We start from the raw sequence: 21,762 nt of genomic DNA on the forward strand, positions 1-21,762 counted from the left end.
AGCATGAGCGAAGTATTATCCCAACATGAAATCGATGCCTTGCTATCAGCCATTTCAAGCGGAGATATGGAAGTCGAGGAAATCCGAAGCCAAGAGGAGCAGCGCCGTGTCAAAGTCTATGACTTTAAACGAGCGCTTCGCTTCTCAAAAGATCAATTACGGAATTTGACGCGTATCCATGAACAGTTCGCCCGAGTGTTGACGACGCATTTTTCTGCACAACTTCGGACGTACGTCCAGTTCACGGTCAATACAGTCGAGCAACTCCCGTACGATGAATTCATTCATTCTATTCCGAACATGACATTGATCAATCTTGTGAACCTTCATCCGCTTGATGGAAAAGTCTTGTTCGAAGTCAATCCGAACATTGCTTATGCGATGCTCGATCGATTACTTGGAGGACCGGGTGAAGGGATGAACAAGATTGAAAATTTGACGGAAATCGAGACGCGTATTCTGACACAATTGTTCAAACGTGCCTTCGTCCAATATGGCGCCGCTTGGGAGTCGGTGACGGAAGTCGAGGCGGAGTACGACGATTTAGAAATCAATCCGCAGTTTCTACAGCTCGTTTCTCCGAATGAGACGGTCATCCTCGTATCGATTTACGTAACGGTTGGAGAAGTGAGCGGTACGTTGAATGTCTGTTTGCCGTTCGTGACCCTTGAATCCGTTCTTCCGAAATTATCAAGTCATTATTGGATGCAACAAGAAAAGCGAACGACAGCAGATAATCAAGAGTCTGAACACATGCAAACGCAGTTGATGAGTTCCGTCGTCGATTTAAAAGCAGTGCTCGGCCAAACAGAGCTATCGTTTGGTGAATTGTTACACCTCGAAGTAGGCGATTGTTTATCCCTGAAGACGCGAGCCTCGGATGCCGTCGATGTATTCGTCGATGACCGGAAGATGTTCAAAGCCAGACCGGGACTAAACGGGAAACACCTCGCTTTGCAAGTCTTACAACGAATTGAGGAGGAATAACATGAGCGATATGCTTTCGCAAGATGAAATCGATGCGTTGTTACGCGGAACGCCATCAAACGATGAACCGCAAGATTCGGACGCAGAGGAAATATTAGATGATATGGAAATCGATGCGCTAGGGGAAGTCGGAAACATCTCACTTGGGAATTCAGCAACGGCCTTATCGGCATTGTTGAATCAAAAAGTAGAAATCACGACACCACATGTTCGGATGATTTCGATGGAAGAATTACGAAGTCGTTATCCGATTCCGCACGTCGCGTTGCGTGTCGGCTATACAGAAGGATTTAAAGGAGAAAATGTCCTGATCCTGACACAGCGAGATGCTTCTGTCATCGCGAACCTGATGATGGGAGGCGATGGTGTCATTGATGAATCGCTTGAGATGGATCCGATTGCTCTATCTGCTGTACAGGAAGCGATGAATCAGATGATGGGAGCTGCTGCGACTTCGATGTCGACAGTGTTCTCCATGCGAATCGATATCTCACCACCTGCTGTTGAAATTTTTGATTTTTCACAAGATAAGAGCATCGTCGATAGCTTTTCTCTTTGGGAGAACATGGTCATCATCGAGTTTGATTTGAAGATTGGCACGATGATTGATTCAAAAATCGTTCAATTAGCACCACTGGATTTCTCGAAACAATTGATTCAAAAACTCTTTAGCGCGAGTACGACCCAACAAGCAGAACCTGCACCACAAGCAACGGCACAAGCGCAACCGACACCGGCACCAGCGATGGAACAACGAACGGTCGTCCCACCACCTGAACCGAAAGCAACGCCAGTCGGTGTCAGTCCAGTTCAATTTAGTCAGTTAGGTGAGATGGAAGTAGAGGGCACGCCAGGGAATATCGGAATGTTATATGATGTTCCGTTGAACGTCACGGTTGAGTTAGGACGGACACGCCGCTCCGTTCGTGACATATTGGAATTAACACAAGGTTCTGTCATCGAGCTGGATAAACTGGCAGGGGAACCAGTTGACGTTCTTGTCAACAATACATTGATCGCAACGGGTGAAGTGGTCGTCATCGAAGAGAACTTCGGTGTACGCATTACGGAAATCGTAAATACAAAAGAACGTCTTCGGATGTTCTAAGGAGGAACTAATATGAGTGCAAAAGTATTAATCGTAGACGACGCCGCTTTCATGCGGATGATGATCAAGGAAATTCTATCGAAGAACGGCTATGATGTCGTCGGTGAAGCAGAAAACGGACGCGAAGCGGTCACGAAGTATAAGGAATTGACACCAGACCTCGTCACGCTAGACATTACGATGCCTGAGATGGACGGAATCTCTGCGCTTAAAGAAATCAAAGCATTCAATCCTGCCGCTAAAGTCATCATGTGTTCAGCGATGGGGCAACAGTCGATGGTCATCGACGCGATTCAAGCAGGTGCAAAAGATTTCATCGTCAAACCGTTCCAAGCCGATCGTGTGCTTGAAGCGGTCTCGAAAACTGTCTCGTCATGAAAAAAGTGACTTTGCTGATTTGTCTTCTGTTTCTGCTGACATTTCCTGTACAGGCTGAAACGGTCGAAGAAAAATTAAATCCAACCAAGAACGATGCACCGACGACTCAGCAAGTCGATGAGAGTCCTTCCATGGCATTGACCATCTTTAAAGGAGTCGTCGTTCTCGTCGTCTTGATCGGCGGATTCATCCTCGTGACACGTTTTATTCACGAGCGGACGCGAGGCGTCAGACATTCCGGACGTTTGACCCATCTAGGTGGTGTACCACTTGGTAAGGATCGATCGGTTCAGTTAGTGAAAGTGCAGGATAAGATTTATGTCGTCGGTGTTGGGGAGAACGTACAACTCTTAGACACGCTGGACGATTTAGAGGGATACGAACCGACGGATCTTGAAGAGTCATCTTCGAAATCAGCACCTTCACCATTTCTTGAGACGTTCAAACAACAACTCGAGCAACTGCAGAAGAATCGAGGGCGCTCATGAATACGATTGAAAACCTGATCTCACTCGATACTCCGTCAGGAACAGCAACATCGATTAAACTGCTCGTATTACTGACGTTGTTATCACTGGCGCCCTCGTTACTAATCTTAATGACTTGTTTCACGCGTGTCGTCGTCGTGTTGTCGTTCGTCCGTTCGGCTCTCGGAACACAACAGACGCCGCCGAACCAGCTACTCGTCGGACTGGCCTTATTCATTACGCTTTTCGTCATGTCGCCCGTCATATCGGAATTAAACACGACGGCTTTAAAACCATACATGGCTGATAAAATTAGTCAAGATGAAGCGTTTGATAAAGCAGGAGATACGATGAAACGCTTCATGTCGAAGCACACGCGAACGAATGATTTAGAACTATTCTTAAAATACGGTAATTATGAAAAACCGGAAAAGATTGAAGATATTCCACTCGTCGCACTCGTTCCAGCATATGCGATTAGTGAATTGAAGACAGCCTTCCAAATCGGCTTCATGATCTTCATTCCTTTCCTTGTCATCGACATGGTCGTCTCGAGTGTTTTGATGTCGATGGGAATGATGATGTTACCGCCAGTCATGATTGCGTTACCGTTTAAATTGCTGTTATTTATTTTAGTCGATGGCTGGCACCTGATTGTTGAATCACTGCTCGTCAGTATGCGTTAGGGGGAGAAAAGATGACTCAAGAAATGATTATTCAGTTGGCGAGTTCTGCTGTCTGGACATTACTCAAAGTATCGGCCCCCTTGTTACTCGTCTCGCTCGTCGTTGGTCTGCTCGTCAGTATTTTGCAGGCGACGACGCAGATTCAGGAACAGACGTTATCGTTTGTTCCAAAGATTGTTGCCGTGTTTTTAGCACTCGTCTTCTTTGGACCTTGGATTATGCAGGAGTTACAGACCTTTACGATTGATCTATTCAAACAAATCGCTGAGGTTTCCCGAAAATGACATTACTTTCTTTCCTGAGTGTTTTTCTGCTCGTCTTTGGACGGATCGTCGGTTTTCTCGTTGCGGCGCCTTTGTTTTCATCAAGACAATTACCAGCGCAACATAAATTAGCACTTGCGGCGGGTCTTGCTTACTTTGCGAGTTACGCCGTGAAGACGGACGTTCGTGTAGAAGACTTCGATTTTTTCTTTCGGATGGGAACGGAAGTCTTAGTGGGGCTAGCTCTTGGCTTACTTGCCAGTTTTTTATTATACGCCCCACAAATTGCGGGTTCGATCATTGACTTACAGATGGGTCTTGCGATGGCTTCCGCTTATGATCCGATGTTTGGCGGACAGTCACCAATCGTCGGACGATTTTATTACATGCTGACGTTACTCGTCCTGCTCGCTTCTGATATGCATCTCATTTTACTGGACGGCATCTATACGAGCTTTCAGATCTTTCCGCCGGGCAGTCTGATTGCGGTATCAGGCGACGCAGGAATGAGTTTGGTCATCCGTGTCGTCGGACTTGCGATGTTGACTGCCTTACAAATGGCGATGCCACTTGTTGTTTCACTCTTTTTAGTGGATCTCGCACTTGGTTTCTTAGCGAAAACGGCACCCCAGTTCAACATTTTTGCGATTGGTTTTTCCGTCAAACTGTTAATGGGATACGCGATTCTGTTTTTATTAGCAGGAGCGACGATCACAGGAATCGGTCGATTCGTTCCATTGTTGCAAGATGTACTTGCAGACGCCATTCGATTACTAGGAGGTTAAGGACATGCATTCATATCGATTACGCCTTGATCTTCAGTACTTCGCTGGTGAGAAGACGGAAAAAGCGACACCTCGAAAGCGGGATGACTCGCGTAAAAAGGGACAGGTCGCAAAATCAGCAGATTTAACGAGCAGTTTTATGTTATTCGCGATGTTTCTTGTTCTCTATTTTTTCGGTCCATTTCTAGGACGGCGATTCGTACTCGTCCTACAAGATGGTCTCAGTGCAAGTCAAGTTCTGCAAGCCGTCGAAGAGGGACGAATTGAACAGATTTTAGTCGAGATGCTGATACAAATGGGGATTTTAGTCGCCCCCTTCTTTTTAACAGCGGTCGTCATCGGGATCCTTGGAAACTTCGTTCAGATTGGTGTGCTCTTAAGTGGTGAGGCGATTCAGCCGAAGCTGGACCGGATCAATCCGCTTCAAGGCGTCAAACGGATCGTTAGCGTTAAAGCACTCGTCGAGTTTTTGAAATCCGTTTTTAAACTGTTAGTCATCGGTGTCACGAGTGGCACTGTTCTGTGGAATAACAAGGTCGAGATTTCGAGGCTGACCTCGGAACCAATCGGCGATGCGTTAGCTATCATTGGTCATTTAACATTTTTGCTCGGTTTGTCGGTCAGTATCGCCTTGATCGCGTTAGCCATTCTGGACTTCGCTTATCAAAAATTTGATTTTGAAAAGTCGATTCGAATGAGTAAACAGGATTTAAAGGATGAGCATAAGAACACGGAAGGCGACCCTCAAATCAAAGGAAAGATTAAACAACAACAACGGGAGATGGCGATGCGGCGGATGATGCAAGAAATACCGAATGCCGACGTCGTCATCACGAACCCGACCCATTATGCGGTAGCGATTCAATACGATGACGGAAAACATATGGCACCGATCGTCGTTGCAAAAGGCGTAGATGCTGTCGCGTTCCGGATTCGGGAGAAGGCGACAGCAGCTGATGTCCCGATTGTTGAAAATCGTCCGCTGGCACGGGCGTTGTTCGCTCAAACAGAGATTGGTATGGCAGTGGATGAAACGTTCTATCAGGCGCTCGCTGAAACACTCGCCTTTGTCTATCAACTGAAACAAGCAAAATGAAAGGATGAAGCATCATGAGTATATCAACACGAGATTTAACGGTTCTGCTAGGCGTCATCATGATCGTCTTCATGCTCGTCATCCCACTGCCCGCTATCATGCTCGATTTTTTAATCATCATCAATATCTTAATTGCTTTGATGGTATTACTCGTTGCGATGAATGCCAAAGAGGCACTTGAGTTTTCTGTATTTCCAACGCTGTTGCTGATCGTCACTCTATTTCGTCTGGCGCTTAACGTCTCGACGACACGGGCGATCCTATCAAACGGAAACGGTGGCGAAGTCATTGAAGCATTTGGTGATTTTGTCGTCGGCGGAAATGCGCTCGTCGGTTTCGTCGTCTTCTTGATACTCGTCTTGATCCAGTTTCTCGTCATCACGAAAGGTTCGGAACGAGTCTCGGAAGTGTCGGCACGTTTTACGCTTGACGCGATGCCCGGAAAACAGATGGCAATCGACGCCGACCTGAACTCCGGCATGATTGACGAAGTGCAAGCCCGGACCCGCCGCCAAAAAATTCAATCGGAAGCAGACTTTTATGGGGCGATGGACGGGGCCTCGAAGTTCGTTAAAGGAGATGCGATCGCTGGTATCATCATCGTCATCATTAACTTGATCTTCGGAATGATCATCGGTGTCGTTCAGCAAGGCTTACCGATGGCGGAGTCAGTCAAATTGTATACGTTGTTAACAGTTGGGGACGGTCTCGTCAGTCAGATTCCAGCACTTTTGATTTCGGTTGCGACCGGGATCATCGTCACGCGCTCGACATCCGACGGAAACCTTGGTGAGGATGTCATCGGTCAATTGACACGGACGCCATTACTTGTCGGAATCGCGGCTGGAGCAATCTTCTTACTCGGACTATTCACAGCGATTCCCGATTACGTCACGATGCCGATTGCAGCGTTATTTGGCTTCTTCGCTTGGCGAATGAAGCAGACGACGAAGACGATGCAAGAAGAGGTCGCTGTTGAGGAAGCGCCGAGCGAAAACTTGCGTTCGAGTGAATCGGTCATTTCCTTACTGAATGTCGATACGATTGAATTTGAATTCGGTTACGGTTTGATTCCACTCGCTGATGAAGCGCAAGGTGGCGATTTACTCGATCGTGTCGTCATGATTCGTCGGCAGCTAGCACTCGAACTTGGTTTTGTCCTACCGACCGTTCGGATTCGTGATCATCTGCAGTTATCACCGAACCATTATCGAATCAAGATTCGCGGAAGTGAGATGGCAAGTGGTGAACTGTTACTCGATCATTATTTAGCGATGAGCCCGGGTGTCGATGATCCAGAAATTCGAGGGATCGATACGGTTGAACCAGCATTCGGTATGCCGGCACTCTGGATTGATGAACAGACACGCAGTCGAGCAGAGATGTCAGGGTATACGGTTGTTGATCCACCATCCGTCGTTGCGACACATTTAACGGAGCTCTTGAAGAAGCATGCCGCTGAATTACTCGGTCGGGAAGAGACGAAACAGTTGGTTGATCATTTGAAGGAATCGCATCCGATTTTGGTCGAGGAAGTAACACCACAACTGTTATCAATCGGGGAACTTCAAAAAGTATTCGTTCAATTATTAAAAGAAAAAGTCTCGATTCGAAATCTACCATTGATTTTCGAAACGCTCGCGGACTATGCAGCTGTGACGAAAGACAGCGAACTACTTGCTGAATATGTCCGTCAATCCTTATCGCGGCAAATTACGGAACAAGTCATGCAAGGAGATGTCTTGCATGTCGTGACGGTCTCGAGTGAGATGGAACTGGATATCCAGTCGGCCATCCAAAAGACGGAGTTCGGAAATTATTTAGCGCTTGATCCCGAAAAAGCGACACGTTTCATCGAGACATTGCAAGAGAGGGCAGCGGAATTCGAACGGTACGGGGCGCATCCGATCATCCTGACTTCTCCAAGTATCCGGATGTTCGTCCGTCAATTGACAGAACGGTATTTTCCAGATATTCCGATTTTGTCTTATAACGAATTAATGCCGACGATTGAAGTTAAGAGTATTGGGGTGATTTAAGCGATGATAGTCAAAAAAGTCACGGCGGATTCCGTTAGCGAAGCCATGGAACGCATCAAACGCGAACTCGGTAACGATGCCATCATATTAAATACTCGGCATATCAAAGTGGGCGGATTCTTTGGCTTATTTGCGAAGAAAAAAGTGGAACTGGTTGCATCGGTGGATGAACATGTGTCGAACGAACCGATCGTCTCGAAGCAAGCAACGAGTCGGAAGGACATTGTGGAAACCATCCAACCGATCCCCGTGCGTCCGACGATCGTTACGGTCGGCGAACGACCATTGCCAAAAGAATTGCGACATTATGCGCCGCTGTTGGCAGAACCAGCGTTACAACAAGTGTCTGAACGATTGCATGAGCGATTACTAACTGCGTATTATCAAACGCAGCAAACGGAATTAACCGATCTCTTGACGGAAGAAGTGAAGTCGGCATTGCGCGTGACGCCGTCGACTGCACGTTATGTCATGTTAACAGGACCAACTGGCGTCGGAAAGACGACAACCATCGCTAAACTCGCTGCGCATCATACGCTCATCAAAAATCAACGAGTCGGTCTCATCACAACCGATACATACCGGATCTCAGCGATTGAACAACTGAAGACATATGCCGACATATTAGGCATTCCGATTCATGTTGCATACGACCTGGAAGATTTCGAACGAGCGAAGCAGGCGCTAGCTTCATGCGATATCGTACTTGTCGATACAGCGGGACGGAATTTCCTTGATGAAGCATATGTAGAGCAATTACGAAGTCGTCATGACTTTGAAGATACGGATGTGTTTTTAGTTCTTAGTTTGACATCGAAATACCGAGATTTATTACAGATCCACGATCGTTTCAGCAAGATTCCCTTATCAGGGATCGTTTTTTCGAAAGCAGATGAAACAAGTGAACTGTGGTCGATGTTTGGGCTTATGACAGAGACGAAGTTACCAATCTATTGCGTGACAACGGGGCAAGAAGTGCCAGAAGACATCACGTTCGCTACGGCGGATGAGTTATCCCGAATGATCGTCGAGAGAGGGATGAGATGATGCGAGAAGATCAAGCACGTGTCTTACGATCAAAAGTGACTGTCAAGGAAACGAAGACGATTGCCATCGTGAGTGGAAAAGGAGGCGTTGGAAAAACGAATGTCGCGGTGAATCTTGGCGTGGCATTATCGTTACAAGAAAAACGAGTACTCTTGATTGATCTTGATATCGGGATGGCGAACATTGGTATTCTATTCGGTAAATCATCGAAGTCATCCTTGATGGAATGCGTCAAACGACGAGAATCACTCCAGCACGCAATCGTTGAACAGTCGCCATCCCTTCATTTCATTCATGGCGGGAGTGGATTTGCGGAACTGACGAATCTGACGAAGGAGGATGTCGTGTTCCTACTGCGGGAGTTCCAATTTTTCTATGAGTATGATTTTGTGTTGCTCGATTTAGGAGCCGGCGCCAACCATCAGACGTTTGATTTTATCAGTAGTGCAGACGAAGCCTGGTTGATCGTCACGCCAGAGCCGACTTCAATCATGGACGGTTATGCGTTCGTCAAACTGGCACACCATCATGCGACGGATCTTCCGATTTCCGTAGTCGTCAATCGGGCGACGAATGGTGGAGAAGCACTTGAAACGTTTGATCGACTGGCACTCGTCAGCCAACAATTTTTACAAAAACCACTGCGCTTTACCGGTTTTTTGCCGGAAGATCCGACAGTCGTCAAAGCAGTCAAGGCACAGATGCCATTTTACTTGATGGATCGAACGAGTGACGTCAGTTGGCGACTCGATCATATCACGACGTCTCTAACAGGTGTACAAGTCAAAGAACGGAAGTTTTTAGATCGATTGTTACATCGTCTGAAAAAACGAAAAGATCATGTCCGTTAAGATTAAAGGAGGGTATCAGTCATGGACTTAAATGAATATGTGGGGTTGTTCCTCGATGAGTCGATGGAGCATTTACAAGCTATTAACACAAGCTTATTGGTTTTTGAAGAACGATTAGACGATGAAGCGGTCATCGATCAAATTTTCCGTTCTGCCCATACGCTAAAAGGGATGGCAGGAACGATGGGATATGATGCGATCGCTGATTTGACGCATGAGATGGAGAGCGCCCTTGATTTAGTCAGATCAAAGAAACAACCCGCTACAGCTGAATTGATCGATGTCCTATTCGTTGCTGCTGAGCAACTGGAAACGATGGTAGAAGACATCAGTCGCGGTGGAAAAGGGAAACTTGACGTCACGGAAACAGTGAGACGATTACAGCAGTTCATTCGTCCCGAACAAGAAGAGATCATTTCGGTTACGCCATCAACTGCACCATCAACATTCGAATGTGATGTCTATTCGGAAGCGGTCGTCAAACAATCGATTGCGTCCGGTTATCAAGCCTATATCGTCCAAGTCGAACTTTCAGCAGACGTCATCTTAAAAGCGGCACGTGTCTACATGGTCTTTGATCGTTTACAACAGCTCGGAGATGTCATTTTGTCGAATCCGACATCTGATGAACTGGAGCAAGAACATTTTGAGACGTCATTCTCTGTTTTATTCGTGACGCAACAAGAGCAATCGGTCATTCAAGAGGCGGTTGCCTCGGTTTCTGAAGTCGCAACAGTAACGATGGACGTGTTCGAAGCAACACCAGAAGCAGAGGTGGCGACATCCACCCTTCCACAGGAAGTGCCGGTTGCAACATCAGTACCTGCACCAACAGCTTCACCGGAATCACCAGAACAGACAGATCTATCTGTGCCTGTCGCTTCGAAAACGATTCGTGTCAATCTCGAGCGGATTGATCGTTTGATGAATCTGTTCGAAGAGTTCATCATCGACCGCGGACGTTTGGAGCGTATTGCAGCAGAAGTCAGCTCGCCGGAATTGACAGATACGGTCGAACGGATCAAACGGGGCACGAACGAATTGCAATCACTCGTTTTAACGTTACGAATGATGCCGATCGAACAAGTATTCAACCGCTTCCCACGAATGGTGCGTTCCGTTTCGAAGGATGTCGGAAAACATATCAAACTACACATTACGGGTGCTGAGACGGAACTTGATCGCACAGTCATCGATGAGATTGGTGATCCACTTGTCCACTTGATCCGTAATGCGATCGATCATGGAATTGAAAACAAAGCGGAACGGATTTTAGCGAATAAGCCGGTCGAAGGAAATCTTTCGCTTCGTGCCTACCATTCAGGAAACCGAGTCTTCATCGAGATTGAAGATGATGGAGCAGGTATCAATCACGAACGTGTCACACGGATTGCGATTGAAAAAGGATTGATCACAGAAGAAGAAGCGATGCAATTAACGATCGAAGAGGCTTCGATGCTGTTATTCGCACCTGGTTTCTCGACGGCAGAAGAAGTCACGGACTTGTCTGGTCGTGGTGTTGGTCTCGACGTCGTCAAATCGAAGATCGAATCATTGGGTGGAGAAGTGTTCGTTGAGACACGCCGCGGAGAAGGAACGATTTTCCGTATCAGTTTACCATTGACGCTCTCGATCATCTCAGCCATGCTCGTTGAGCTCGGACAAGAAACGTATGCAATTCCACTGACTGCCATCATCGAGACGACATCTTTACGTAAATCGGCGATCCTGCAAGCGCACCGGGAAAAAGTATTTGATTTCCGTGGACAATTGGTGCCACTTATTTCGCTGAATGAAGTGTATGGATTGCCACAACATGAGGCAGAAGCCTATTCGGTCGTCGTCGTCCGGAGTGGCGAAAAATTAGCAGGGTTGATCGTATCCGAATTGATCGGTCAACAGGAGATCGTCATGAAGCCACTCGGTAGTTATCTAGAAGGCATCCGTGCCATTTCTGGCGCGACGATTCTTGGAGACGGACAAGTCGCATTGATCATTGACAGCAATGCACTATTACGGAAGTGAGGGGAACGAAGATGGAACAAAAATGGGTTGTTTTTCAATTAGAAGATAATGCATACGGTATTGATGTACAGTCTGTTCGTTCAATCGAACGGCTCATCCCGATCACAAGGATTCCGAACGCTGCATCCTATGTCAAAGGAGTCATCAATTTGCGAGGTGTCGTCACCCCCGTGATTGACCTGCGTGCCCGTCTTGGATTCGAATTAATGGAAGAAACGGAAGAAACACGCATCATCATCGCCACTTTGGAGCACGGGGACGCTGGTTTCATCGTCGACCGGGCAAACGAAGTCGTCGAATCAACGGATGTTCGGATTGAACCTCTCAGTGAACAAAAGCAGGAGGATGCCTCGTATTTGACTGCAGTCGCAAAAGGCGATCAGCAATTGTTTTCGTTGATTGAACCGAATCGCTTATTTGAGGACATCGTTCATGCTTAATCCAAACGAACGGGACATTTTACGGGAAGTCGGCAACATTGGAGCTGGTCACGCAGCGACAGCACTTTCGACCTTACTTGGACAACCGATTGAGATCGAGGTACCTTCCGCTGAACTTGAGGATTTCACGACGATCATCGAGCGAAGTGGAGGAGCGGAAACGTATACCGCTGGTGCATTGTTACGTTTTTCTGGCGATATTCAAGCAACGTTACTTTTTTTGATGCCACTTCGTGATGCAGAGAAGCTCGTGAGCCAATTGATGCAGACGGAATTCCACTTTTTTTCCGATTCTCACGAAATGGGGGTTTCTGCTTGGGAAGAAATTGGGAATATTTTAATAGGAGCATATGCTCGGGCTATCTCCGATTGGCTTGATTTATCGTTACATGTCAGTGTTCCTGCATCAGCGTTTGATATGGTTGGTGCGTTACTTGAAGTAGCCTTACTTGAATCTACGACTCCAGGCAATATGGCTGTCTATATCGACACGCACTTGTCTAGTGCAGGAAACGATTTGACCGGACATTTACTTTTGTTGCCTGAAGCGAACGCCTTTCAGACGGTCTTCGAACGATTGGGTGTGGACTTGAATGGATGAAATCGTACGGATTGGGATTGCGGAGTACGCCATCTGTAAACGCCCCGTCATTTTACGGACGGCGGGTCTTGGATCGTGTGTAGGCGTCGTCATCTATGACCAGGAACGAGGGTTATCGAGTATGGCGCATGTCATGTTGCCTGATTCAGCGATCAGTCGGAATCGGGAGCTTGAAGTCGGAAAGTTCGCGGATACGGCAATTCTAGAGGTAGCCCGCGAATTACGAGCAAGTGGAGCCATCCGATTACGTGCGAAGATTGCGGGAGGGGCTCAGATGTTTCAATTTAAGTATGAACATGAATCAATGCGGATCGGTGAGCGAAACATCGCTGCGGTCAAAGCAATGCTTCAACAAGTCAAAATTCCACTCGTTGCCGAAGATGTTGGTGGCACGAATGGACGAACGATCGAGTTCCACTCACAATCAGGGCGTCTCGTCATCCGGACGGTGAATGTCGGGACGCTGGAAATCTAGAGGAGGAATGGTCATGCGTGAGGAATTACAACAACTTTGGGATCGATGGCTGACCACACGCGATATTGCGGTGGCAGATCTGTTACTTCACAATTATGAACCACTTGTTCAATACCACGTTCAGCGTTTAAGTGCGACGTTGCCTAAAAGTGTCGATCGAGACGAGTTGAAAAGTTTAGGTATGATGGGATTGTACGATGCGCTTCAAAAATTCGATCAAAATCATAATAATAAATTCGACACGTATGCCGCCTTTCGGATTCGAGGAGCTATTTTAGATGGGCTTCGTAAAATCGATTGGTTACCACGTTCCTTACGGGAAAAAGCAAAACGGGTCGAGGCAGCCGTCGAGATCCTTGAACAATCTTTGCAACGGACGCCGACATTAGACGAAGTCTCTTCCATCGTCGACATGACACCGGACGAGGTCAAGGGTGCTTTAGCAGAAAGCTATTTTGCGAATGTATTATCGATCGATGAAGCAGTCACGCTACAGGATGAGGGGAAGGCGATGACCGTCTCCTATTTAGATCCAGATACTGCTACACCGGAAGATATGTTATTAATGCGGGAGTTGATCGCTAAACTGGCAGAGGAAGTCGAAGGGTTATCCGAAAAAGAACAACTTGTCGTCTCGTTGTTCTATTATGAAGAATTGACGCTTACGGAAATTGGAGAAGTCCTCGGGCTCTCGACTTCCCGTATTTCACAAATCCATTCAAAAGCGCTTCGTAAGTTGAAGAATGCGCTCGGAAGTGCCTACTTAGCAGATCGTGTCGCCATGTGAAAGGAAGAATTATGACTGTCGTTTATATTTTATTAGCTGCTCTAGTCTGTTATGCGCTGCTGGTGTTGTTTCGCCAGCAGGCAGCGCTAAAAGACCGGATTACCCGGTTGGAACGTGAAAAGAATGAGACGGAACAAGTGTTGCTTCATTTCATGGAGAACGTCAACGCCATGACGGAGACATCCGTAAATGTAGCGAACGAACAGGTTGGACAAGTACCGGACGCGTCTCCACAGATGGTGAAGGCGGCTACATACGAGAAATCGGAAACCGTCGAAATCGAACAATCCATTTCAAAAGAACCACCGTTAACGGATGTCAAGCAGGCGCTCCGAGAAGGAGCAGATCTTGAGACGCTTGCACGGTCTTTGAATCGGGGGACGGGCGAGGTTGCTTTGATTGCTAAACTTTCTCATCAAACGAAGGTTGCCCCTCGGTAATCTTTATGCTATATTAGTCTACGGTGTTAATTACGCACGCATGTATCGCCAGCTGCGGTGCCTTTAATAGGTTAGCTGGATAGACGATCATCGCGGAGGACATCCAAAACCCAAAAGGAGGAATTCATCATGGCAGTAATCTCGATGAAACAATTGTTAGAAGCTGGTGTACACTTCGGTCACCAAACACGCCGTTGGAACCCAAAAATGGCAAAATACATCTTCACAGAACGGAACGGAATCTACATCATCGACCTTCAAAAAACGGTCAAAAAAGTAGACGAAGCATACAACTTCATCCGTGAAGTAGCGTCAGAAGGCGGAAACGTTCTTTTCGTTGGTACGAAAAAACAAGCTCAAGACACTGTGAAAGAAGAAGCGATCCGTGCAGGTCAATACTTCATCAACGAACGTTGGTTGGGTGGAACTCTCACGAACTTCTCTACAATCAAAAAACGTATCAACCGTTTGAAACAACTCGAAAAAATGGAAGAGAACGGTACATTCGAAGTTCTTCCTAAAAAAGAAGTCATCATTCTTAAAAAAGAAATGACTCGTCTTGAGAAATTCCTCGGCGGTATCAAAGATATGCCAGGCGTTCCGGATGCACTCTTCATCGTTGACCCACGCAAAGAGCGTATCGCGATTGCAGAAGCACACAAACTCAACATCCCAATCGTTGCGATTGTTGATACTAACTGTGATCCAGACGAAATCGACTACGTCATCCCAGCGAACGACGATGCGATCCGTGCAGTCAAATTGCTCACTGGTAAAATGGCTGACGCAATCCTCGAAGTTAAACAAGGCGAAGATAACGTAGCACCTGAAACTACTGAAGAAGTAGTAGCAGACGCTGAGTAATTCGTGATGCCAGGTGATAAAGGGAATCGACCTTTTATCACCTTTTTTTTGAAACTAAGGATGTTATAAGGAGGAATATCGAATGGCTATTACAGCAGCAATGGTTAAAGAACTTCGTGAAAAAACAGGTGCAGGTATGCTCGACTGCAAAAAAGCACTCGTTGAAACTGACGGTGACATGAACGCAGCAGTAGATTTCTTGCGTGAAAAAGGGATCGCTAAAGCAGCAGCAAAAGGCGATCGTATTGCAGCTGAAGGGTTGACTGCAGTTGCAGTTGACGGCAACAAAGCGGCACTCGTCGAAATCAACTCAGAAACAGACTTCGTTGCGAAAAACGAACGTTTCCAAACACTCGTTCAAAACATCGCAGACGCTGTTCTCCGTAACGGTTCTGAGACAGCAGAAGCTGCTCTTGCTTCTGAATACGAAGCAGGTAAAACAATCGACACATACATCTCAGAAGAAGCTTCAACAATCGGAGAGAAAATCTCACTCCGTCGCGTAGCGCTCTTCACAAAAGCAGATGATGCAGTCTTCGGTTCTTACCTCCACATGGGTGGACGCATCGGTTCAGTCGTCGTCATCGAAGGTACGACAGACGAAACAGTTGCAAAAGACGTTGCAATGCACATTGCAGCAGCACGTCCACTTTACGTTGACCGTACTTCTGTCACAGAAGAAGAAAAAGCACGTGAAGAAAAAGTCCTCACTGAGCAAGCATTGAACGAAGGAAAACCAGCTAACATCGTTGAAAAAATGATCGTTGGTCGTATGAACAAGTTCTTCGAGGAAATCTGCCTCGTCGATCAAACGTTCGTCAAGGATCCAGACTTCAAAGTTGGTAAATATGTAGAATCTAAAGGCGGTAAAGTCGTGTCATTCGTACGCTTCGAAGTTGGAGAAGGTATGGAAAAACGCGAAGAGAACTTCGCTGAAGAAGTTATGAACCAACTTAAAAAATAAGAATCGGGATCATCCTGATGACAAGAGAAGGAACACGTATGCTTCAATCCACTTTCGTGTGGAAGTGGTTCGTGTTCCTTTTTTACGGAATTTAGCAAGGGGGACATAGTCATGCAACCGAAATATAACCGGATTGTGTTAAAATTGAGCGGAGAAGCGCTCGCAGGAGATCAAGGGTTTGGGATCAATCCTGTCATCGTCAAATCTATCTCGGAACAGATTCGCGAATTAGTTGAATTGAACGTCGAAGTAGCGGTCGTTGTCGGAGCTGGAAACATTTGGCGTGGCAAAACAGGTGCAGAACTTGGGATGGACCGGGCCAACGCCGATTATATGGGGATGTTAGCGACAGTCATGAACTCGCTTGCGCTTCAAGACAGCTTAGAAGATGTAGGTGTTGAAACACGTGTTCAAACATCAATCGAGATGCGCCAAGTAGCAGAACCGTACATTCGACGCCGTGCGATGCGTCACCTCGAAAAAGGACGCGTCGTCATCTTTGCAGCAGGTACAGGGAACCCGTACTTCTCAACAGATACGACAGCTGCTCTTCGTGCAGCTGAAATTGAAGCAGAGGTCATCTTGATGGCGAAAAACAACGTCGATGGTGTCTACTCAGCTGACCCGAATGTTGATCCAGAAGCGAAGAAATTCGAGACGCTCTCTTACTTGGATGTCTTAAAGGATGGACTTCAAGTCATGGATTCTACAGCAACTTCACTTTGTATGGACAATGACATCCCGCTCATCGTCTTCTCGTTGATGGAAGAAGGTAACATCAAACGTGTCGTCATCGGTGACGAAATCGGGACAATCGTAAGGGGGAAATAATATGTCAAAAGAAATTTTAAAACAAGCCGAAGAACGGATGGAAAAAGCACATCTTTCACTTAAGAAAGAACTTGCGACACTCCGAGCTGGTCGTGCGAACGTTGCGATTTTAGATCCCGTTCAAGTCGAATACTACGGTGCACCGACACCGCTCAATCAAGTAGCGAACGTCAACACACCAGAAGCACGTCTGATCTTGATCACTCCATGGGATAAATCAATGGTCAGCGAGATTGAAAAAGCGATTCAACGTGCTGATCTTGGTCTTGCGCCATCATCTGATGGTACGGTCATCCGTCTTGCGATTCCACCACTAACGGAAGAGCGCCGGAAGGAACTCGTCAAACTCGTCAAGAAGTATACGGAAGAAGGTAAGGTTGCCCTCCGTAACATTCGTCGTGATACGAACGAGCAGTTAAAGAAACAAGAAAAAGATGGTGCATTGACAGAAGATGATTTGCGTGGATACACAGAAGATGTTCAAACGTTGACAGACAAGTTCGTTAAACAACTTGATCAGACAGCAACGGAAAAAGAACAAGAAATCATGGAAGTATGACGCGACGGATCGTCATGGGGGGGACTCTTTGTCACACGAAGAGTCCCTTTCTTCATAATTGAGAGAGGAGGAAGTACGGATGTTTCAATGGTTGAATCAGACGAAAGAAACCGAAACCTATGACCGGGTGCCTGAGCACGTCGCTATCATCATGGATGGAAACGGTAGATGGGCACAAAAACGCGGACTTCCGCGTATCATGGGACATCGCGAAGGCATGAAATCGATTCGTGAAGTCGTTCGGGTTGCAAATGAACTCGGCGTTAAGAGTCTGACATTATACGCCTTCTCGACGGAGAATTGGACGCGTCCGGAAGAAGAAGTGAGTTTTCTCATGAAGCTACCGGCACAATTTTTAGAGTCGGATTTAAAAGAGTTAGACGCGCAAAATGTCAAAGTCGAGGTAGCAGGAGAAGTGTCACGCCTCCCTCATTTTACACGTGAGGCAGTGGAACAAGCGAAACTGGATACGCAACACAATACAGGACTTCGTCTGATTTTCGCTCTGAATTATGGAGGACGCGATGAGCTCGTACAAGTCATGCAAAAACTGGGCGCACAGGTTCAGGCAGGAACATTGTCACCGGAGACGATTACACCGGAGACGATCGAGCGCGAGCTAATGACAGGATCCGTAACCGATGTCGATTTCGTGATTCGAACGAGTGGCGAACAACGGTTATCGAACTTCTTACTTTGGCAAGCGGCGTACGCAGAGTTTTATTTTACAGATGTCTTGTGGCCAGAGTTTCGTCGGGATGCTTTCTTGGCAGCAATTGAAGATTACAATCAACGGACACGCCGATTTGGCGGCGTCTGATTAAATGAGGAACTAGCTTATGAAAACTCGGATTATCACAGGGATATGGGCAGGCGCCATCTTTTTGGCGCTTTTGTACATCGGTGGACTTCCCTTTTTAGCGTTTATGGCAGTACTAACGATTCTCGGTTATACCGAGCTTGTCCGGATGCGACAATGGAGCGGCTCGCGCATTCCACGGATTTTATTCGGGATCGGCACATTATTACCATTCGTCGGTATCTATGAAGAGGCAGTCGATCGGACACTCCCAATCGGACTTTCACCAATCGCTTGGGCAATGATCATTTTATTGATCGGTCTCTTTTGGAACGTGTTTTCGAAAAATGTCTTTACGTTCGATGATGTCGCCTTTTTACTGCTGACTGCGGTTTATGTTGGTGTCGGTTTTGCATCGTTCGCCTACATCCGTTTACTCGAACATGGATTAACGTGGTCGCTCTTGATCATTCTCTTGATCTGGTTTACGGATTCAGGGGCGTACTTCGTCGGGAAGCGATTTGGTAAGAATAAACTGTGGCCGTCAATCAGCCCGAACAAGACGATTGAAGGGGCAGTCGGTGGCGTGTTACTTGCCATCTTACTCGGTGTCGTGTTCGAAAGTATCGAACCGACAGTCGGTTTTGGGAAAGTCATTGTCCTTGCCATCATCGTTGCCGTCGTTGGGCAACTTGGTGACTTGGTCCAGTCCGCTTACAAACGCCATTATGGTGTGAAGGATTCTGGAACGTTACTACCGGGTCATGGTGGTATTCTTGATCGGTTCGACAGCATGATGATCGTCTTTACGGTCCTCGTCGTACTCGATATCTTTGCTTGAGGAGGCGCTTCATTATGAAGAAAATCAGTATCATCGGTGGAACGGGATCGATTGGTACGCAGACGCTTGATGTCATTGCGGCTAATCCAGATCTTTTTGAATTGACGAGTTTTGCATTTGGTCGCAACACGACGGTTGCTGTACCGTGGTTGAATCGTTTGCAACCGATGCTTGTCGGAGTCCAAGATGAGGCAACACGTCAAGAACTCGAGCAACAGTTAAACTATCAGCCGACGATCGTCATCGGTGAAGAAGGATTGCTTGATGTCGTAACGCATCCTGAAGTCGATACGGTCATTACAGCGGTCGTAGGAGCTGTTGGTTTACGTCCAACGCTTGCCGCGATTGAGGCGGGTAAAACGATTGGTCTTGCGAACAAAGAAACACTCGTTACGGCAGGGCACCTTGTCATGAAGCTTGCACGTGAAAAAAACGTGACGATTTTACCCGTTGATAGTGAACATGCGGCGATTTTCCAATGCTTGAACGGGGAGCGGCGAGAAGATGTGCGTCAAATCATCTTGACAGCATCAGGCGGAAGCTTCCGTGATCAATCACGTGAAGAACTGGCAGACGTGACGGTCGAACAAGCACTCGCGCATCCGAACTGGTCGATGGGAGCAAAAATCACGATTGATTCGGCGACGATGATGAACAAAGGGTTCGAAGTCATTGAAGCGCACTGGTTATTTGATGTCGACTATGCGGATATCGATGTCGTCATTCACCGTGAATCCATCATTCACTCGATGGTCGAATTTAACGATGGAGCTATCATGGCTCAGCTTGGTATGCCCGACATGCGAGAACCGATTCAGTACGCTCTTACATATCCGTCCCGCCTTGAAATCCAAGGGGGAGAACGGTTAAACTTAAAGGAAATCGGACGCTTACACTTTGCTGATGCATCATTTGATCGTTATCCGTTGTTACGACTTGCTTTTGAAGCGGGTCAAGCCGGTGGATCGATGCCATCAGTACTCAATGCTGCGAACGAACAAGCGGTGGACCGTTTCTTAAAAGGGGACATTCGCTTTTTAGAAATCGAAGCGAGCGTCGAGGCGGCGCTTCAAGCTCATGAGCTTATCGAGGAGCCTTCCTTGGATCAAATCCTTGAAGCTGATCGATGGGCGCGTGAGTTCGTATCGTCTCTTACATTCGCTAACTAAGGATGGGATAAGTAATGACGACCTTTATTTCAATCGTGCTGATGTTCGGTGTACTCGTCGCCGTCCATGAATGGGGTCATCTCGTAATGGCGAAGCGGGCAGGTATTCTCTGTCGGGAATTCGCGATTGGATTTGGACCGAAGATCTTTTCAGTGTTTAAGAATGAGACGTTGTACACGGTGCGCCTGTTGCCGATTGGCGGTTACGTCAAGATGGCGGGTGAAGAACCTGAACTCGTAGAGATCAAATCAGGTCAAACCGTCGGATTACAGTTAAAGGACGGTGTCATCGAGACGATTTATTTCGATGCAGATCAGCCACAAGTCGATCAAGTCGTTACTGTCGAGCGGATTGACTTGTTGCGTCAACTCGAACTCGTTGGGTTACAAGACGAGACATCGGTTCGATATCCTGTCTCACCGACAGCATTTCTTGTCGAAGGTCAGACACGGACACAAATTGCGCCGTATGATCGCACATTTGGTTCGAAATCCGTTTGGAAACGCGTCCTTGCGATTGCTGCAGGACCGTTCATGAACTTTGTCCTCGCGTTCGTCATTTTATTCGGTCTTGCCTTATATAATGGCTCTCCGACAGGGGAAAGCGTCATCGGAACAGTACAAAAAGGTTCACCTGCCGATCAAGCAGGACTTGTTGAAGGTGACCGGATTATCTCGGTCAACGGACAGGATACAGCAAAATGGACAGATTTACGTGCTGGATTCCAAGATCGTGCTGGGAAAGCGACAGAAGTAAAATATGAGCGTGATGGAAAAGAGACGACAACTGAGATCACGCCAAAAGTGCAACAGCAAGGGGAACAGAAGGTTGGCATCATCGGTGTCACGAATGAGACAGAAAAATCATTCGGAACAGCACTACAAACGGGCGTTTCAGAAACATGGCGGATGTCGACGCTTATCGTCGGAGCTGTTGGAGATCTCGTAACGGGTGTCGTTGGCGTCGATCAATTATCAGGACCAGTCGGGATCGTCAAAATGACCGATCAGGTCGCAGATAGTGGGTTCTCGATGCTCTTGACATGGACTGCACTGTTGTCCGTTAACTTAGCAGTCTTCAACCTATTGCCACTTCCAGCACTTGACGGAGGACGCTTGCTGTTCCTCTTCCTTGAAGCCTTACGCGGTAAACCGGTCGATCCTCAAAAAGAAGGATTGGTTCACTTCGTCGGTTTTGCGCTTTTGATGTTACTCATGCTCGTCGTTACTTGGAACGACATTCAAAAATTCTTTTAATTAA

The 21,762-nt window shown here is 47.0% G+C and carries 25 protein-coding genes; all 25 read left to right on the forward strand.

What is annotated here, in order from left to right:
• The first annotated feature begins 3 nt into the window (after positions 1 to 3).
• The 25 genes from fliM to rseP all read left to right on the forward strand — a co-directional run bounded on the left by fliM (position 4) and on the right by rseP (position 21,758).
• Complete coding sequence (gene fliM / locus KNQ18_RS04605; RefSeq protein WP_029342065.1) at positions 4 to 987, forward strand: flagellar motor switch protein FliM; 984 nt, start codon at positions 4 to 6, stop codon at positions 985 to 987.
• A 1-nt stretch (position 988) separates the two neighbouring features.
• Positions 989 to 2,095 (forward strand): flagellar motor switch phosphatase FliY, encoded by a 1,107-nt coding sequence (gene fliY, locus KNQ18_RS04610; protein ID WP_215083950.1) that lies wholly within the window; start codon positions 989 to 991, stop codon positions 2,093 to 2,095.
• Positions 2,096 to 2,107: 12 nt separating this feature from the next.
• Positions 2,108 to 2,473 (forward strand): response regulator, encoded by a 366-nt coding sequence (locus KNQ18_RS04615; protein ID WP_029342063.1) that lies wholly within the window; start codon positions 2,108 to 2,110, stop codon positions 2,471 to 2,473.
• Positions 2,470 to 2,961: a flagellar biosynthetic protein FliO gene (locus KNQ18_RS04620; RefSeq protein WP_050677472.1), complete on the forward strand. Its 492-nt coding sequence runs from the start codon at positions 2,470 to 2,472 to the stop codon at positions 2,959 to 2,961. The genes KNQ18_RS04615 and KNQ18_RS04620 overlap by 4 nt, the downstream gene beginning before the upstream one ends.
• On the forward strand, positions 2,958 to 3,626 hold the full coding sequence (gene fliP / locus KNQ18_RS04625) for a flagellar type III secretion system pore protein FliP (RefSeq protein WP_029342061.1): 669 nt from the start codon (positions 2,958 to 2,960) through the stop codon (positions 3,624 to 3,626). Before KNQ18_RS04620 ends, fliP begins: the two co-directional genes overlap by 4 nt.
• 11 nt (positions 3,627 to 3,637) lie before the next feature.
• Positions 3,638 to 3,910, forward strand: a complete 273-nt coding sequence (gene fliQ, locus KNQ18_RS04630; protein WP_023468705.1) for a flagellar biosynthesis protein FliQ — start codon at positions 3,638 to 3,640, stop codon at positions 3,908 to 3,910.
• Positions 3,907 to 4,674, forward strand: coding sequence for a flagellar biosynthetic protein FliR (gene fliR / locus KNQ18_RS04635; protein ID WP_029342060.1), 768 nt, complete (start codon positions 3,907 to 3,909; stop codon positions 4,672 to 4,674). The genes fliQ and fliR overlap by 4 nt, the downstream gene beginning before the upstream one ends.
• Before the next feature lie 4 nt (positions 4,675 to 4,678).
• Complete coding sequence (gene flhB / locus KNQ18_RS04640) at positions 4,679 to 5,770, forward strand: flagellar biosynthesis protein FlhB (protein ID WP_029342059.1); 1,092 nt, start codon at positions 4,679 to 4,681, stop codon at positions 5,768 to 5,770.
• A gap of 14 nt (positions 5,771 to 5,784) precedes the next feature.
• Complete coding sequence (gene flhA / locus KNQ18_RS04645; RefSeq protein ID WP_214770707.1) at positions 5,785 to 7,809, forward strand: flagellar biosynthesis protein FlhA; 2,025 nt, start codon at positions 5,785 to 5,787, stop codon at positions 7,807 to 7,809.
• 3 nt (positions 7,810 to 7,812) lie between these two features.
• Positions 7,813 to 8,856, forward strand: coding sequence for a flagellar biosynthesis protein FlhF (locus KNQ18_RS04650; RefSeq protein ID WP_215083952.1), 1,044 nt, complete (start codon positions 7,813 to 7,815; stop codon positions 8,854 to 8,856).
• Positions 8,853 to 9,707 carry a MinD/ParA family protein gene (locus KNQ18_RS04655; protein WP_050677468.1) on the forward strand — a complete coding sequence of 285 codons (855 nt, stop codon included), beginning with the start codon at positions 8,853 to 8,855 and terminating at the stop codon, positions 9,705 to 9,707. The genes KNQ18_RS04650 and KNQ18_RS04655 overlap by 4 nt, the downstream gene beginning before the upstream one ends.
• A gap of 21 nt (positions 9,708 to 9,728) precedes the next feature.
• Complete coding sequence (locus KNQ18_RS04660) at positions 9,729 to 11,732, forward strand: chemotaxis protein CheA (RefSeq protein ID WP_050677467.1); 2,004 nt, start codon at positions 9,729 to 9,731, stop codon at positions 11,730 to 11,732.
• 11 nt (positions 11,733 to 11,743) lie between these two features.
• Positions 11,744 to 12,172: a chemotaxis protein CheW gene (locus KNQ18_RS04665; RefSeq protein WP_029342054.1), complete on the forward strand. Its 429-nt coding sequence runs from the start codon at positions 11,744 to 11,746 to the stop codon at positions 12,170 to 12,172.
• Entirely contained in the window at positions 12,165 to 12,773 is a 609-nt protein-coding gene (locus tag KNQ18_RS04670; protein WP_029342053.1) for a chemotaxis protein CheC, read from the forward strand. Before KNQ18_RS04665 ends, KNQ18_RS04670 begins: the two co-directional genes overlap by 8 nt.
• Positions 12,766 to 13,248, forward strand: coding sequence for a chemotaxis protein CheD (locus KNQ18_RS04675; protein WP_214770686.1), 483 nt, complete (start codon positions 12,766 to 12,768; stop codon positions 13,246 to 13,248). The genes KNQ18_RS04670 and KNQ18_RS04675 overlap by 8 nt, the downstream gene beginning before the upstream one ends.
• Before the next feature lie 13 nt (positions 13,249 to 13,261).
• On the forward strand, positions 13,262 to 14,035 hold the full coding sequence (locus KNQ18_RS04680; protein ID WP_047393832.1) for a FliA/WhiG family RNA polymerase sigma factor: 774 nt from the start codon (positions 13,262 to 13,264) through the stop codon (positions 14,033 to 14,035).
• An 11-nt stretch (positions 14,036 to 14,046) separates the two neighbouring features.
• Positions 14,047 to 14,475: a hypothetical protein gene (locus KNQ18_RS04685; RefSeq protein ID WP_215083954.1), complete on the forward strand. Its 429-nt coding sequence runs from the start codon at positions 14,047 to 14,049 to the stop codon at positions 14,473 to 14,475.
• A gap of 129 nt (positions 14,476 to 14,604) precedes the next feature.
• The gene (gene rpsB, locus KNQ18_RS04690; protein WP_012370721.1) at positions 14,605 to 15,339 is read left to right on the forward strand and encodes a 30S ribosomal protein S2; all 735 of its coding nucleotides are present in this window, start codon (positions 14,605 to 14,607) and stop codon (positions 15,337 to 15,339) included.
• 82 nt (positions 15,340 to 15,421) lie between these two features.
• Entirely contained in the window at positions 15,422 to 16,303 is an 882-nt protein-coding gene (gene tsf, locus KNQ18_RS04695; protein WP_023468693.1) for a translation elongation factor Ts, read from the forward strand.
• Positions 16,304 to 16,414: 111 nt separating this feature from the next.
• Positions 16,415 to 17,134 carry a UMP kinase gene (gene pyrH, locus KNQ18_RS04700; RefSeq protein WP_029342047.1) on the forward strand — a complete coding sequence of 240 codons (720 nt, stop codon included), beginning with the start codon at positions 16,415 to 16,417 and terminating at the stop codon, positions 17,132 to 17,134.
• Between the two features lies 1 nt (position 17,135).
• The gene (gene frr / locus KNQ18_RS04705; RefSeq protein ID WP_058704863.1) at positions 17,136 to 17,693 is read left to right on the forward strand and encodes a ribosome recycling factor; all 558 of its coding nucleotides are present in this window, start codon (positions 17,136 to 17,138) and stop codon (positions 17,691 to 17,693) included.
• Positions 17,694 to 17,772: 79 nt separating this feature from the next.
• The gene (locus KNQ18_RS04710) at positions 17,773 to 18,513 is read left to right on the forward strand and encodes an undecaprenyl pyrophosphate synthase (RefSeq protein ID WP_214770681.1); all 741 of its coding nucleotides are present in this window, start codon (positions 17,773 to 17,775) and stop codon (positions 18,511 to 18,513) included.
• Between the two features lie 19 nt (positions 18,514 to 18,532).
• Entirely contained in the window at positions 18,533 to 19,333 is an 801-nt protein-coding gene (locus tag KNQ18_RS04715) for a phosphatidate cytidylyltransferase (RefSeq protein ID WP_023468689.1), read from the forward strand.
• 14 nt (positions 19,334 to 19,347) lie between these two features.
• Entirely contained in the window at positions 19,348 to 20,502 is a 1,155-nt protein-coding gene (locus KNQ18_RS04720) for a 1-deoxy-D-xylulose-5-phosphate reductoisomerase (protein WP_214770679.1), read from the forward strand.
• A 14-nt stretch (positions 20,503 to 20,516) separates the two neighbouring features.
• The gene (gene rseP, locus KNQ18_RS04725; RefSeq protein WP_023468687.1) at positions 20,517 to 21,758 is read left to right on the forward strand and encodes an RIP metalloprotease RseP; all 1,242 of its coding nucleotides are present in this window, start codon (positions 20,517 to 20,519) and stop codon (positions 21,756 to 21,758) included.
• Positions 21,759 to 21,762: the final 4 nt, after the last annotated feature.

It is taken from the genome of Exiguobacterium sp. s78, from assembly GCF_018618985.1.
GTDB lineage: Bacteria > Bacillota > Bacilli > Exiguobacteriales > Exiguobacteriaceae > Exiguobacterium_A > Exiguobacterium_A abrahamii.